Annotated in this window: 18 protein-coding genes; 7 read left to right on the plus strand and 11 right to left on the minus strand. The window is 64.3% G+C overall.

Features of this window, described 5'->3' with window-relative positions:
• Positions 1–3 precede the first annotated feature (3 nt).
• The 4 genes from SYNCC9605_RS09605 to SYNCC9605_RS09620 all read left to right on the plus strand — a co-directional run bounded on the left by SYNCC9605_RS09605 (position 4) and on the right by SYNCC9605_RS09620 (position 2987).
• Positions 4–1431, plus strand: coding sequence for a cobyrinate a,c-diamide synthase (locus SYNCC9605_RS09605; protein ID WP_011364870.1), 1428 nt, complete (start codon positions 4–6; stop codon positions 1429–1431).
• Positions 1326–1679, plus strand: a complete 354-nt coding sequence (locus SYNCC9605_RS09610; RefSeq protein ID WP_071813044.1) for an acylphosphatase — start codon at positions 1326–1328, stop codon at positions 1677–1679. Before SYNCC9605_RS09605 ends, SYNCC9605_RS09610 begins: the two co-directional genes overlap by 106 nt.
• 100 nt (positions 1680–1779) lie before the next feature.
• Entirely contained in the window at positions 1780–2154 is a 375-nt protein-coding gene (locus SYNCC9605_RS09615; protein WP_011364872.1) for a hypothetical protein, read from the plus strand.
• A gap of 146 nt (positions 2155–2300) precedes the next feature.
• Positions 2301–2987 (plus strand): GAP family protein, encoded by a 687-nt coding sequence (locus SYNCC9605_RS09620; RefSeq protein ID WP_011364873.1) that lies wholly within the window; start codon positions 2301–2303, stop codon positions 2985–2987.
• 1 nt (position 2988) lies between these two features.
• On the opposite strand, the gene SYNCC9605_RS09625 is transcribed toward SYNCC9605_RS09620, so the two are convergent.
• From SYNCC9605_RS09625 to folD, 5 genes are read right to left on the minus strand one after another with little or no spacing between them, the layout of a single operon-like run.
• Complete coding sequence (locus tag SYNCC9605_RS09625; protein WP_011364874.1) at positions 2989–4440, minus strand: ATP-dependent DNA helicase; 1452 nt, start codon at positions 4438–4440, stop codon at positions 2989–2991.
• Complete coding sequence (locus SYNCC9605_RS09630) at positions 4437–4949, minus strand: divergent PAP2 family protein (RefSeq protein ID WP_011364875.1); 513 nt, start codon at positions 4947–4949, stop codon at positions 4437–4439. The genes SYNCC9605_RS09625 and SYNCC9605_RS09630 overlap by 4 nt, the downstream gene beginning before the upstream one ends.
• Positions 4946–5836, minus strand: coding sequence for a geranylgeranyl diphosphate synthase CrtE (crtE, locus tag SYNCC9605_RS09635; protein WP_011364876.1), 891 nt, complete (start codon positions 5834–5836; stop codon positions 4946–4948). Before crtE ends, SYNCC9605_RS09630 begins: the two co-directional genes overlap by 4 nt.
• 40 nt (positions 5837–5876) lie before the next feature.
• On the minus strand, positions 5877–6554 hold the full coding sequence (locus tag SYNCC9605_RS09640) for a TIGR02466 family protein (RefSeq protein ID WP_011364877.1): 678 nt from the start codon (positions 6552–6554) through the stop codon (positions 5877–5879).
• A gap of 8 nt (positions 6555–6562) precedes the next feature.
• A complete protein-coding gene (gene folD, locus SYNCC9605_RS09645; RefSeq protein WP_011364878.1) occupies positions 6563–7444 on the minus strand; it encodes a bifunctional methylenetetrahydrofolate dehydrogenase/methenyltetrahydrofolate cyclohydrolase FolD in 882 nt (293 codons plus the stop codon).
• Between the two features lie 70 nt (positions 7445–7514).
• On the opposite strand from folD, the gene SYNCC9605_RS09650 reads away from it, so the two are divergent.
• Positions 7515–9605, plus strand: coding sequence for an HDIG domain-containing metalloprotein (locus SYNCC9605_RS09650; protein ID WP_011364879.1), 2091 nt, complete (start codon positions 7515–7517; stop codon positions 9603–9605).
• A gap of 9 nt (positions 9606–9614) precedes the next feature.
• Here the strand turns inward: SYNCC9605_RS09650 and SYNCC9605_RS09655 are convergent, their stop codons facing one another.
• From SYNCC9605_RS09655 to SYNCC9605_RS09675, 5 genes are all read right to left on the minus strand, one after another.
• Positions 9615–9875: a SemiSWEET family sugar transporter gene (locus tag SYNCC9605_RS09655; RefSeq protein WP_011364880.1), complete on the minus strand. Its 261-nt coding sequence runs from the start codon at positions 9873–9875 to the stop codon at positions 9615–9617.
• Complete coding sequence (locus SYNCC9605_RS09660; protein WP_011364881.1) at positions 9859–10446, minus strand: RluA family pseudouridine synthase; 588 nt, start codon at positions 10444–10446, stop codon at positions 9859–9861. The genes SYNCC9605_RS09655 and SYNCC9605_RS09660 overlap by 17 nt, the downstream gene beginning before the upstream one ends.
• 26 nt (positions 10447–10472) lie before the next feature.
• The gene (locus tag SYNCC9605_RS09665) at positions 10473–10961 is read right to left on the minus strand and encodes a hypothetical protein (protein ID WP_011364882.1); all 489 of its coding nucleotides are present in this window, start codon (positions 10959–10961) and stop codon (positions 10473–10475) included.
• Between the two features lie 81 nt (positions 10962–11042).
• The gene (locus SYNCC9605_RS09670; RefSeq protein WP_011364883.1) at positions 11043–11345 is read right to left on the minus strand and encodes an MTH1187 family thiamine-binding protein; all 303 of its coding nucleotides are present in this window, start codon (positions 11343–11345) and stop codon (positions 11043–11045) included.
• Complete coding sequence (locus SYNCC9605_RS09675) at positions 11345–11593, minus strand: hypothetical protein (RefSeq protein ID WP_011364884.1); 249 nt, start codon at positions 11591–11593, stop codon at positions 11345–11347. The genes SYNCC9605_RS09670 and SYNCC9605_RS09675 overlap by 1 nt, the downstream gene beginning before the upstream one ends.
• A 90-nt stretch (positions 11594–11683) precedes the next feature.
• Between SYNCC9605_RS09675 and SYNCC9605_RS09680 the strand changes: the two genes are divergently transcribed.
• Together SYNCC9605_RS09680 and SYNCC9605_RS09685 are read left to right on the plus strand one after the other, a co-directional pair.
• Positions 11684–12130 (plus strand): hypothetical protein, encoded by a 447-nt coding sequence (locus tag SYNCC9605_RS09680; RefSeq protein WP_011364885.1) that lies wholly within the window; start codon positions 11684–11686, stop codon positions 12128–12130.
• Positions 12131–12200: 70 nt separating this feature from the next.
• Entirely contained in the window at positions 12201–12410 is a 210-nt protein-coding gene (locus tag SYNCC9605_RS09685; RefSeq protein WP_011364886.1) for a hypothetical protein, read from the plus strand.
• Positions 12411–12452: 42 nt separating this feature from the next.
• On the opposite strand, the gene SYNCC9605_RS09690 is transcribed toward SYNCC9605_RS09685, so the two are convergent.
• Entirely contained in the window at positions 12453–12698 is a 246-nt protein-coding gene (locus SYNCC9605_RS09690) for a Nif11-like leader peptide family RiPP precursor (RefSeq protein ID WP_011364887.1), read from the minus strand.
• Positions 12699–12722: the final 24 nt, after the last annotated feature.

A 12722-nucleotide genomic window follows, 5' to 3' on the forward strand; every position in this document is an offset into this window, starting at 1 on the left:
GCCATGGCCGCCGTCATAGCTGCACCAGCCAGTGGCAGCGGCAAAACCTTGCTGAGCCTGGCGCTGTTGAGCTGGGCGCAGCAGAGCGGACGCCGAATCCAAGCCTTCAAGGTAGGACCGGACTATCTCGATGCCCAGCTGCTCAGCCAGGCCTCAGGTCAGGCCTGCCGCAACCTCGATCTCAATCTCTGCGGGGAAGCTTGGGTTCGCCAGGCCTTTCACGGGTACGGAGGCGCCTCTGAGCTGACCCTTGTGGAAGGGGTGATGGGACTCTTCGATGGCATTGGCAGCAGCAGCACCGGCAGCACGGCCGACGTGGCCCGCCTGCTGGATCTGCCGGTGGTCCTGGTGCTGGATGCCGGTGGTCAGGCCGCCTCCCTCGGCGCCATTGTGCGCGGATTCCGCGATCACGATCCCCAGCTGCGCATCGCCGGTGTGGTGCTCAACAAGGTCAGCAGCCCCAGGCACCGGGAGCTGCTGACCGAAGTGCTGGAGCGCATGGAGGTGTCGTTGCTGGGCTGCCTGCCGCGCAGCGAAGTCCTGGCCGTGCCGGGACGTCATCTCGGTTTGGCCCCGGCCCATGAATTGGAGGCCCCCGAGCAGCGACGCCAGGCCTGGGCCGCTCTGGCCAGCCAGCACCTGAACCTGGAACGCCTGATACCCCTGCTGCAGGCACCCTGCCCCAGGCCACATCCCCTGGCCCACATCCCCGTGGAACAGGGCCAGCCCCTGCCGGTGGCTCTGGCCAGTGATGCCGCCTTTCACTTCCGCTACCAAGAAACCAGTGAACTGCTGGAGCACATGGGCATGCCCGTGCTCCGCTGGAGCCCCCTGGCCGATGAGGCCATCCCTGCAGACGCCAAAGGACTGATCCTGCCGGGCGGTTTCCCCGAACAGCACGCTGCCCAGCTCAGCGGCTGCACGCGAAGCCTGAAGTCGCTGCGGGAGTTCGTGCAACACCGACCGCTCTACGCCGAATGCGGAGGGATGCTTGTGCTCGGAGAGCAGCTGACCGATCTCGATGGCACCAGCCACCGCATGGCGGACCTGCTTCCCTTCACAGCCCAGCGCGGCCCGCTGCAAGTGGGCTATCGCCGGCTGCAGGCACGACAGGACAGTCCTGTGGTGGAGTGCGGTCAGCAGCTGGTGGGCCACGAATTTCACCGCTGGGAACTGCACAGCAACCGGCCGTCTTCCGACCGGTCAGTGCTGTGGGACATTGAGGGATGGAAAGTCCATCGACATTCGGAAGGATGGGTCGATCAGACAGTTCACGCGAGCTGGGTTCACCTGCACTGGGCAAGCTCTACGACGATCTGCTCCCGATGGCGCGCCGCGCTCGAAGCCGGGGAGAAGCAATCGGCAAGCGCTTCGTCAGCCGCCAGCAACCGCCGCGGATCCAAGCCTTCGCCGAACGCTGGCGCTGGGTGATCGAAGGCCGGGTTCAGCGGGTGGGGTTCCGCGCCAGCTGCAATCGGCGTGCCCTGGATCTCGGCATCAGCGGCTGGGTGCGCAACCTGAGTGATGGCCGTGTGGAAGTGCAGGCCGAGGGGCCACCGCTGGCCTTGTCTGAACTGCGGGCCTGGTGCGAGGTCGGGCCGCCGGGCGCTCGGGTGGTTCGGGTGACCCCCAGCCAGCTCCCGATCACGGGCGACGACTGGTTCGAAGTGCGCTATTGAAACGAAGTGCGCTGAGACATCGAGGCGAAAAGATTGGGAAGGAGCAGTCCGCGCTCCGCCCATCTCGCTACGGCTGAAGCAGGACCTTCGCGCCTGCCGCATGCTCCGCTTCGGATTTGTCCTGTTGATCACTGCGCTGCCCCTGCTCGGCATGGAGGCCATGAGCACGCGACGGGAAACCACCAAGCAGGTGTTCGATTCCGCGGCAGAAGCCCTCAACGCCTGTCAAAGCTGGCGGCTCAGGGAAGGCCAGTTTTCGGCCCTGATTCCCGCCGCTGTACCGGTGTCAACACAGGCGCGGCCTGTGCAGACCGACATCCGCAGCTGCGAGGCCGATCTGGACCATGCGCTGGTGCTGGGACGCCGTTACAACGTGGTGGCCGGCGTGCACTACAACAAAACGCTGCGGTCGCTGTACCGCCCGATCCAGCGCACCTTTCCTTACGTGCTTCCAGATGGCAAAACTGGCGACTGAAGCCCCTGGCGTTTCTTGAGCAACTTCCTCGACACCAAGGACAAAGCCTTCTGGAGAGCCCTGCTCGGCGTTGTAAGTTTGGGGGTGAGCATTGGCCTGGCGGCCCTGATCTTGCGACTCTGAGCTGCGAGCTCTGAGCAAGGCCCATGGCGGAACCCCGGATCTGGACGGAACTGCTGACCTACGGGCTTGGCGTGGCGCTGTCGCCCATCCACATCGTTCTGCTGCTGTTGCTGCTGCTGGGGGGGTCGCCGCTGCGGCGCGGGGGCTTGTTTGTGGGCGGCTGGCTGCTAACCAGCGCCCTGGCGGTGATCGGCCTGCTGACGCTGGGCCATGGGCTGCTGCTGGACATGACCCATGGATCCGACCATCGCACCGGTCTGGACCTGATCGGCGGCGGAGCCTTGATCGCCCTGGGTGGACGTGAACTGATCCGCGGGGTGCTGGATGACGGAACAGCCCCAGCCTGGAGCGGCGCCGTGGACCATTTCGCCACGATGCCGCTTCCCTTGCTGTTGCTGATCAGCAGCGTCACGGAAGTGATTAGTCCCGACGACCTGTTGCTGTTCGCCAAAAGCGCCGCCGTGATCCTGGCTGCGCAATTGCCCCTGCAGGAGGAGATTGCCTGCAGCATCGGCTTCAGCACCGCCGCCACTGCCCTGCTGCTGGTTCCGTTCCTGGCGGTGTTGATCGGACGCCAGCGGGTTCTTCCGCTGCTGCAACGCGGCAAAACGGCCCTGCTACGCCGGGGGGAGCTGGTGGTGGGAAGCCTCAGCTTCGGGCTGGGCTCCTATCTGAGCTGGCAGGGCATCAGCGGTTTGATCATGAACTGATTCACTCGGAATCCCGCGTGGTGTCGAATTCGCGCTGCCAGGTGACGCGCAGATCAGACGACGTCTCCCCGCCAAGCAACCAAACCCCCGTGCGGGCCCGGGACACGGCCACATAACAGAGCTGCTGGCGGATGGCTGGATCGGCCCGGAACACATCCGGCGCCACAAAAACATCCCCGAAACTGCTGCCCTGACTGCGGTGCACCGTGAGCACCGCTGCGGGCCCAAGGGAAGCAAAGGCATCGCGAATCAGGAAGTACTGCCGCCAAATCGAGCGACCGTTTTTCTTGCCGGCATCACGGGCCTGCTTGCGCAGGCGCTGCATCACCGCATCGAGCTCCTGACGACCGGAGCTGCCGATCGGTGGCTGCAGGCGCAGGGTGAGCTCCAGATCCCCAGCATTCACCGATGCGGAGAGCGTCTCGATCACCGGCACGGGACCGTCGGCGGAGGAGAGGCCGAAATCCGCCAAATCACAGGCCTCCGGCTTGACGTCCCGCACCGTCACTTCGCGGTTGGAGCCCAGCACCATGTCGGGTTCTTCACCGGCCTCTTCGCCATCCCTTGAGGCCGGGGCCATCACCGCCGTGCGACTGATCAACACCTCACCAGGCAGCACCGGCATCTGATCCGCCATCTCCCCATGGATGGCCCGGCGTGCATGGGGCACCAGACGATCCAAGGTGCGGTTCGTGTAACAGAGGATGCGTGCGGCATCGGGGTTGTCTTGCACCGAAGCCTCCCGCAAGGCACGCCGGGCCTGATCCAGCCACTCCCGTTGCACCAGGCTGCGCACCTGCCCCTGCGGGGATCGAATCGGCGGCAGCAGCGGCGGCATCTGGCAGGGCAGGCGCCCCTCCCGCAGACCGGCCGCCAGCTGCAGCACCGGGCCTTGATGGCGCACCACCTGGGTCAAGCTGGCGGAACAGGACCGTTGCATCGCAAACACGGGACTGTTCGGCTCGCCCACCGGGGGCAACTGGGCTGGGTCGCCGACGAACACCAGACGGGTCTTGAACGGATGGGCGCACTGGAGAGCGATGCCCAACAGGGTGCTGTCCACCATCGAGGCTTCATCAATCAGCACCAGGCCCAGATTTTCCAGGGCCATCGACGTCTGCTCGGTGGGTTCGCAGAGTTCAGCGTCGGCGGAGCGCTTAAGCTTCAGCCGCAGCAGGCGATGGATGGTGGAGGGATACCAGGTGGGTTGGAGACCCTCCAGTTCCAAGGCCTGGCGCAGGACACCCACCGCTTTATGGGTTGGGGCCACGACGGTCCAGCACAAACCGCTGGCTTCCACCTGGCGCAGCAGGCGCATGGAGAGGAAGGTCTTGCCGCTGCCGGCAAAACCACTGAGCACGAAGGGGGTGCCATCCACGGGCTGCTTCAGCCAGGCCGCAAAGGCGTCCGCCGCTTCCTGCTGATCAGCGGTGAGGTCCGCGGCAGCGGTCACCCCAGCCCTGCTCCAAGACCCGACAGCAAGTGCAGCGGTGATCCCACAAATTCCAAACCGGGCAGAGCAATGGCGGGACCCATCAGGCTGCCCACCAGCACCTGCAGCCGGCTGTGGCCAAGACTTTCCTTGAGGGGTTTCTCCGGAGCATCCGGCCAGAGTGAATCAGGCAGGCCATTGACCCGTTCCGCCGTCAGCCCGGCAGCGCGACGAATGCCACTGGCGTCGTACATGACAACGAACGCCACCATGGCCGCCAGGGCGAAGAGGGGGTGATCAAAGCCCAGGGTCCAGCCCACACAGGCCGCGGTTCCTGTGACCAGGGCGGAATGGCTCGACGGCATGCCGCCGGTTTCAATCAGCACCGCCGGACGCCAACGGCGATGCAGAAGCAACTCAAGGAACAGCTTCGAGAGCTGGGCGACGCCGCAGGCCATCAAGCCCCAGGTGAGCGAACTGTTGTCGAAGAACTCCCGCAGCACCGCATGGGAAGGCGTGGCGTCGATCATCGGTCGCGGCTGGTGATGAAGTCGGCCAACGCCAGCAGGGGCACGGCCTTCTCGGCCCAGGGTTGAAGCGATTCTTTCGCTTCGTTCACCAACGCATCGGCCCGGCGGCGGGACTCATCAAGCCCCAGAAGCTTGGGATAGGTGGTCTTGTCGGCGATGAGGTCCTTGCCGGCGGTTTTGCCCAGAACCTCGCTGCTGGCAGTGATGTCGAGGATGTCGTCGATGATCTGGAAGGCGAGGCCGATCCCCCTGGCATAGGTGCGCAGAGCCTTGATCAGCGCCTCATCAGCCCCGCCGATCATCGCCCCGGTGATTACACAAGCGCTCAACAGGGCTCCGGTTTTGTGGAGGTGGATGTACTCGAGGGTTTCAAGATCCACCTCCTTGCCCTCGCTTTCCAGATCCACCACCTGGCCGCCCACCAGGCCCGGGGCGCCAGCCACCAACGAGAGTTCTCCCACCACCTTGAGCAACCGCTCAGCCGGCACACCCGGACTGCGCAGCGCCACCATTTCGAAGGCGCGGGTCAACAGGGCATCCCCAGCAAGGATGGCCACGGCTTCGCCGTACACCTTGTGGTTGGTGGGACGACCACGGCGCAGGTCGTCGTCATCCATCGCCGGCAGGTCGTCGTGAATCAACGACATGGTGTGGATCATTTCCAGCGCCACCGCCGTGGGCAGGGCCTGTGTCGCTTCCCCGCCGGCCAGCTCACAGGCGGCGAGGCAGAGAATCGGGCGCAGGCGCTTGCCACCTGCAAGCAGCGAGTAGCGCATCGCTTCCCTGAGGGACTCCGGCCGCTCAGGACCGAGGGATCCATCTAGGGCCGCTTCCACCTGCTCTTTGGCCTTGCCGAGATAGGCCTTGAAATCGAACTCGGCGCTCATGGGCGGACCCTGGCTGGCGGGATTCTCTCAGGCCGAGCCCTTAGCTGCCGAGGGGAACCCAATCCATCGGATGGGGTGTGCGCATCTCGCGTCCCTTGCCCGGCGCCGTGGTGATGGCCAGGTCGTAGGAGACCGAATAGCGGGGGCTGCTTCCCTCGTAGGGGCGCACCCGATGGCGCAGCTCTGAAGGGAACAGCAGAAGACGGTGGGGCAGCGGCGCGAACACCCCACCGGAGACCGCCGCGTCGCGGTAGGGAATCGCCATCACATGGCTGAAGTAATCGTCGGGCGCCTCAAATTCCAGCTCCCCGCTCTCGTTGGCCGGATCCGTCAACACATAGAACACAGCGCTCAACTGAGCGTTGCGGTGGCTGTGCAGATCCACTATTCCTCCATTCCTGGCACACACCACAGGCCAGGCCTTTTGGATGTGGGCCATAAGACCGTGATCCGGGCCCAACAGCGAGCGGAGATAGGCCGAGACATGCTCAGCCAACTGCCCGTTCAGCCACTGGAACGCATCCATGCGATGCAACTGATCGAGGCCGGCATGGCCCAGCAGATCGCCGGTGAGGTTGTTGCGATCGCTGAACTCAGGGTGCTGATACACCTGGGCATCAAACTGCTCCAGCTGCTGCTGCATGGCTGCGGCCGTGGCGGCATCCGGCTCAAGGTCCACCTGCAGAACGGGGGTGGGAAAGAGCCAGTGCAGCGCCATGGAACCGATCAGGGCACGAGATCGTCCAAATCATGGTCAAGGTTGTGGCGTCTGCACCAAGCCACAACGGTGTTCACCAGAAGCATCGTCACCGTCATCGGTCCCACACCGCCGGGGACAGGCGAAAGCGCAGCCGCGATCGACTCGACTTCAGCCGCACGAACATCCCCGCACAATCCGCCTTCCGGCTTGCGGTGGATGCCCACATCCACCACCGCCGCCCCCGGCCGCACGTGCTCGGCCCCGATGAACTCAGGACGGCCGGCTGCCACCACGAGGATGTCGGCTTCCCGGGTGTGGGCCGCCAGATCGGCCGTGCGGGAGTGGGCGATGGTGACGGTGGCATTGGCCGCCTGCAGCATCAAGGCCATCGGCTGCCCCACAAGGATGCTGCGGCCGATCACTACAGCGCGCTTGCCCGCTGGGTCAATGCCATTACTGCGCAGCATCGCCATCACCCCTGCGGGGGTGCAGCTGCGCGGGCCCGGCTCCCCCTTGAGCAGCCGTCCGAGGTTGAGGGTGTGCAGACCATCGGCATCCTTTTCAGGATCAATGGCCATCAGCAGCGGACCCTCATCAAGGCCGGCAGGGAGGGGCAGCTGCAGGAGGATCCCATCCACCTCAGGGTTGGCATTCAGCCGTTCAATCGTCTGCAGCACCAGCGCTGGAGGTGTGTCTCCGGGGAGGTGATCGCCAAAGCTGGCCACTCCGATTCGAGCACAGGCCTTTTCCTTATTGGCGACGTAGACGGCGCTGGCGGGATCATCACCAACCCGCAGCACCGCCAGGCCCGGCGGTCGCCCCGCCTCGGCCAGGCACCGTTCGATCAGGGTTTGAAGACGATGCTCCACATCCCTTGCCAGCACCTTGCCGTCCAAACGCAGGGCCATGGCATTCCCATGCACTCCGTCAAGCATGCCCTCTGGAGAGAGCTAGCGTTAAACCGCTATAGGGTCCTTTTTGGTTCGCGTTCCTCGGCTGATCAGCCTTTGGCGGAACTGGGTGCGGCTCGAAGGCCCAGGGGGACGACTGCTGCGCTGGACGCGACTTCAAACCCTCGTTGTTCTGCTGCTCTGCCTTTGCGTGGCCGCAGCCTCAAGCCTGCCCTGGCTGATCAAACCGAAACTTCAACCCGGATCGCTCGCCCCGTTTGAAGCCATCGCTCCAAAGGATGCCCTGGTTCAAGACAGCACCGCCCTCGAGCAGCAACGGGCCTCGCTGGTGGCGCGGTCGGTGGTGCAGGTCATCGATCAGGAGCAGACCCAGGCACTCAAACAACGGCTCGAGCAACAACTGCTGCAGCTGCAGGAGGTAACCAACACCGGATCCGGAGACCGGATCGGGCCGGTGAACCTCTCTGATCAAGAGCAAAGGTGGCTGGAACAACGCAGCGAAGGGGAGCATCTGGCCTGGGATGAGGCGGTGCGCAGCACCGCTGATCGCATGCTCAGCCAAGGGCTGGTGAGCAATCTGGCCATTGAGCAATTACGCCAGGCCTCCGACCAGCAACTGAAGGCGGTTGCCCTGGAGCCAGCTGCGGCGTGCTCCCTGGCCGGAAAGGTGCTCACCAGCGCCCTGCGCGGCAGCAGCAACCTGCGCACCGACCCGAACCTGAGCAAACAGCTGATCGAGGAACAGCTGACCAAACAGGCCATCCCCACCATCGAGGTGCGCAAGGGGGATCTGATCACCCGCAAGGGCGAGCCGATCAGCCCCCAGGCCTACGACGTGCTCGATTATTTCGGCCGCGTGCGCCGCGAACCCCAACCGTTGATCTGGTTCCAACGGTTCGTTGAAGCCGCTGCAGCCTGCGCCGTGATGCTGCTGGTGATGCGGCGCGAACGGCCTGGCCTGGAGGTTCGCCACGCCCTGCTGGCGGTGGGCCTTCTGCTGCTGGTGCAGGGAGCCAAGCTCTGGTTCAAGGGATCCGTGAGCCCTCTGGCCGTGCTGGTGGCGCCCACGCTGGTGCTGGCGGAAGGCCTCGGCACCGGCTGCGGGTTGGCCTGGATGGGGGTGGCCGCTCTGCTCTGGCCAGAACCCGTTCAGGGGTTGGGGGATGGTCGCCTGATTGTGGCGGCATCGGTGGCCGCCGCTGGGGCCTTGATCGCTGGCCGTCAGCGCAGCCGCGGCCAGCTGCTGCAACTGACGGTGCTGCTGCCGATCGGCGCCTTCGTTGGGCAGTGGCTGCTGCTGCAGCTGCAACCCTTCACCGGCCTGCGGCTTTGGGGAAATCTGAATCCAAGCCTGGATGAACTGGCCACCGATTCCTTTGTGCTCGGTGTTCTGCTGATGTTCAGCCTGCTGGTGATCCCGATGCTGGAGGGCTCATTTGGCCTGCTCACCCGGGCACGGCTGCTGGAACTGGCGGATCAGGAACGCCCCCTGCTGCGCCGGCTCTCCTGCGAAGCCCCGGGAACCTTTGAACACACCCTGATGATCTGCGGCCTGGCAGAGGAAGGGGCGCGGGCGATTGGTGCGGATGTGGATCTGATCCGAACCGGCTCGCTCTATCACGACGTGGGCAAACTGCATGCCCCGGACTGGTTCATCGAAAACCAGAAGGACGGCCCCAATCCCCACGATGCGCTGGATGACCCCCAGGCGAGTGCAGCGGTGCTTCAAGCCCATGTGGATGAGGGGCTGAAGCTGGCGCGGCGCCACCGCCTGCCCCGGCCCATCGCCGATTTCATTCCTGAACACCAGGGCACCTTGAAAATGGGTTACTTCCTGCACAAGGCCCAGGAGCGCGGCGGGGTGGTTGAGGAGCGCCGCTTCCGTTACAGGGGCCCGGAACCTCGCTCCAAAGAAACTGCGATCCTGATGCTGGCCGACGGCTGTGAGGCGGCGCTTCGATCCCTCCCCCCCGACACCTCTGATGCCCAGGCGGTGGACACGGTGCGTCGGATTGTGGAAGCGCGGCAGCGGGATGGACAACTGCGCAAAAGCAGCCTTAACCGCAGTGAGGTGGAACTGGTGATTCGTGCCTTCGTGCAGGTGTGGCGGCGGATGCGCCACCGCCGAATCCCTTATCCGATCCCAGCCCGACGCTGACCGCAGCGTTCATCGGCGTTCCACGATCTTGCGCTGCAGCACGATGGCCGCAGGCATCAGGGTGATCAGATTGGCTGCCAGCACAGGGCCGTCGTTCACCAGCAGGCCATACAACGACCACAGCACAACACCACTGGTGAACAAGGCATACATGCCCAGGGAAATTGCCTTGGTGTCACCACTGCGCAGCGTCTTCACCGCCTGCGGGAAAAAGCTGGCCGTCGTGAGGCCAGCGGCCAGGTAGCCAACAAATTCAGCACTCAGTTGCAAAGGGAACCTCCTGCGCGATCAGACGGACGCGTTGCTGGGTGAAGGGATGGCAAAAGCTCAGGGACTGGGCATGCAGATGCAAGCGGCAGGACCGGCCGGCATCTCCGTAGATGGGATCGCCCACGATGGGATGGCCCAATTCAGCCAGGTGGGCCCGCAGCTGATGGGAGCGCCCCGTGAGCGGACGCAACCAGAGCCGCGTGCTGCGGGCACCAACGGTGCGGACTCTCCAGATCGTCTGGGCCAGACGCCCCTTGGGGTGGCTGCCGTAGCGCGGCGGTTGGCGCGACAGACGCGCCAGGGGACTGGCGATGCAACCGCAGCCGTGGAGCTCCCCCTCCACAACTGCCTGGTAGAGCTTGTTGATCCGCCGTTCAGCAAACAGGGCACTGAGCCGCCGCAGGGCGTCAGCACTTCGGGCCAAGAGCAGCACCCCCGAGGTGTCGCGGTCCAGACGGTGAACCAGGCGCAGGCGTTGATCCTGTTGCTGCAAGCGGGTGATCACGGAATCGCTTTGCTCGGGCCCCAGGCCCGGTTGGCTCAGCAGGCCGGCAGGCTTGTCGACCGCCATCAGCCACGGGTCCCGGATCAGCAGCTTCAAGGGGAGAGCCGCTTGGCGCAGTGTTTTTCAAACAAGGCCACCACCTGCTCCTCTGGCAGGGCCTGAATCAACCGGGCTTCTGCCTCAACATGATGCTGACTGGAGTGATACAGCTGCAACTCGTGAAAAGGATTGGGGTCCTGCTGGCGGGCCACCTCCACCTCACGGCTGAGCAAGGCCGCCGGCATCAGATTGCCCCCATGGCATGACTGCATCACATGGGCTGATTCATGGGCCAGCACCACCCAAACCACCGCTGGATCATCGGGCAGGTTGTTGCCGCACATCAACAGGGCCTGCTTGCCCTCATGGAAGGCCCCCAGCAAACCCAAGGGGCAGTCGGGTGCCACCAGGGCCTTCACGCCCGCCCGCTGCAGCAGCCGCAGGTAACTGGCGATGCGATCCCATGTGGATGCTTGAACAGCACTGCCCGTCAGCTGCAACACCAGCAGAGCCAACAGCGCAGCCCTGAAACCGCGACCCATCAAGCCAGGGACCACACAACAATCTCATTGGTCTCAAGATCGGCTCAAGTCGGCTCGAAACCACCGAAGTTCTTCGGATTTTCAGTCGCCAAGAAGCTGTTCCACTGAGGCGACCTTCTCAGTGAACGACTGCTGCCGGTCGGTGCGGGTGCTGAGCTTGAGCGTTGTGTAGAGACGCGGGGCCCCCATGCCGTGCAACTCGGCATGACAAGCGCGCACACAGTCCATGACCTCGTCCCATGGGCCTTCGATCGCCGTGCCATTGGGCCCCAGCTGATGGGTCAGGCCCGTGGCAGCGATCACCCGCTCACAGGCGGCGATGTAGGGCGAAAGGCTGACGCCCACACCGATCGGCACCACGCAGAGGTCAACACTGACCCACATCAGCCCGCCATCGCACTGGATCGGCTCAAGCAACTGACGGGGTAGTCGATCGTGCGCCAACTGCCGCTGTCAGTTCGCACCTCAACCGCAATGCCCTGCTGACCCATGGAACAGCGGGACCCTTGTCCCGTGCACCAATCACTGGCATCAGCGAGGGCCAGTTCCAACGTGTCGTAAGGAGCGTCGAGCACCGGATGCGGCTGACCGTCGAGGCCAACCAACCGGTAGCGGGAGCGATGCTTGGCCATCGCGGTCCAATCCCGGAAGTGTCACCATCTTCCCACGGTCATGGCCCGGCGGCATTCACACACTGGAATTCGAAACGTGGCGGAACGGGCATGAGTGAACAGCTGCAGCAGGCCTACAACGCCCTGATGGTGAAGGCTCCAGGGGCAGCGTTTCAAAAAGCACGGGCCCTGTATCTCAACAAATATCCACTTCCCCAGGCCGACGGCAGTGCTCCGCTGCTGCTCTACGTCTGCGATGAGCAGCTGCAGGAATCGATTCAGCCCGCCAACGACGGCGATCCGAATCACCGCCTGGCGATTCTCCGCTCAAGGCCGGGGCAGTTGGCCGTGGTGCACTGGCAACAGCCCGATCAGCCGGAGCCAGAGCAACTACGCCGCTACCTGCAGGACACCTGGTCGCTCAACCCGGACGAGCTGGAGATCGAGGCCCTCAGCACCCCGTGGTTCCGGGAGGGCGGGCATCAAAGCCGCTTTGCCGCACCCACTGGGTTGAGCTGGCAACAACAAACCCTATTAACGCTCAAGGAAGAAAAGTAGAAGGAATTCCGCAGAAGGCGCGGAGCCGCAGAAACGCACCGCTAGCGAACAGTTAGAGCCCTCTCAGCCAATGCTCACCAAGTACGCCGAACGCTACGTGCTGCGGTCCTGTTCAGCCGGAGGGTATCTCGGCGTCAATCCCGTGGATCATCGCATCGAGCGGCAATCTTCCCCTGACAGCGCCTGGATCTTTCACACCCATGACGGTGCCGTGAACCACGCCCGTTGGATCGGCGAGGTGCACGGGGAAACACCGGACGTGGTGAAGCTGGATCAGTGACTGGGTCTGTGAATTGATCTGTGAACTGAAAAGTGCTGGTGATCAGCCGTGGATGAAATTGCGCAGGCGCCGTGATTCGGCGGCTTGATCCTGCTGAAGCTCAGCCGCCGTTCGCACGAGGTGTTCACGCTGCTGTGCCGCGAAGACATCCGCCTCAGTCAAGGCAAAGCCATGCTCAGCAGCAAGCCCGAGAAACCGCTCAAGATCCATGGGCTGCGCAAGGGCCTCGGCCAGATCAGGGTCGCTGTCGCGAAGCGTCAGAAACCGATCCAGATCCTCAAGAGCCATCCCTGCACCACTTGTTGAGTGCCT

The sequence above is a fragment of the Synechococcus sp. CC9605 genome, assembly GCF_000012625.1.
In the GTDB taxonomy this organism is placed as follows: Bacteria; Cyanobacteriota; Cyanobacteriia; order PCC-6307; family Cyanobiaceae; genus Parasynechococcus.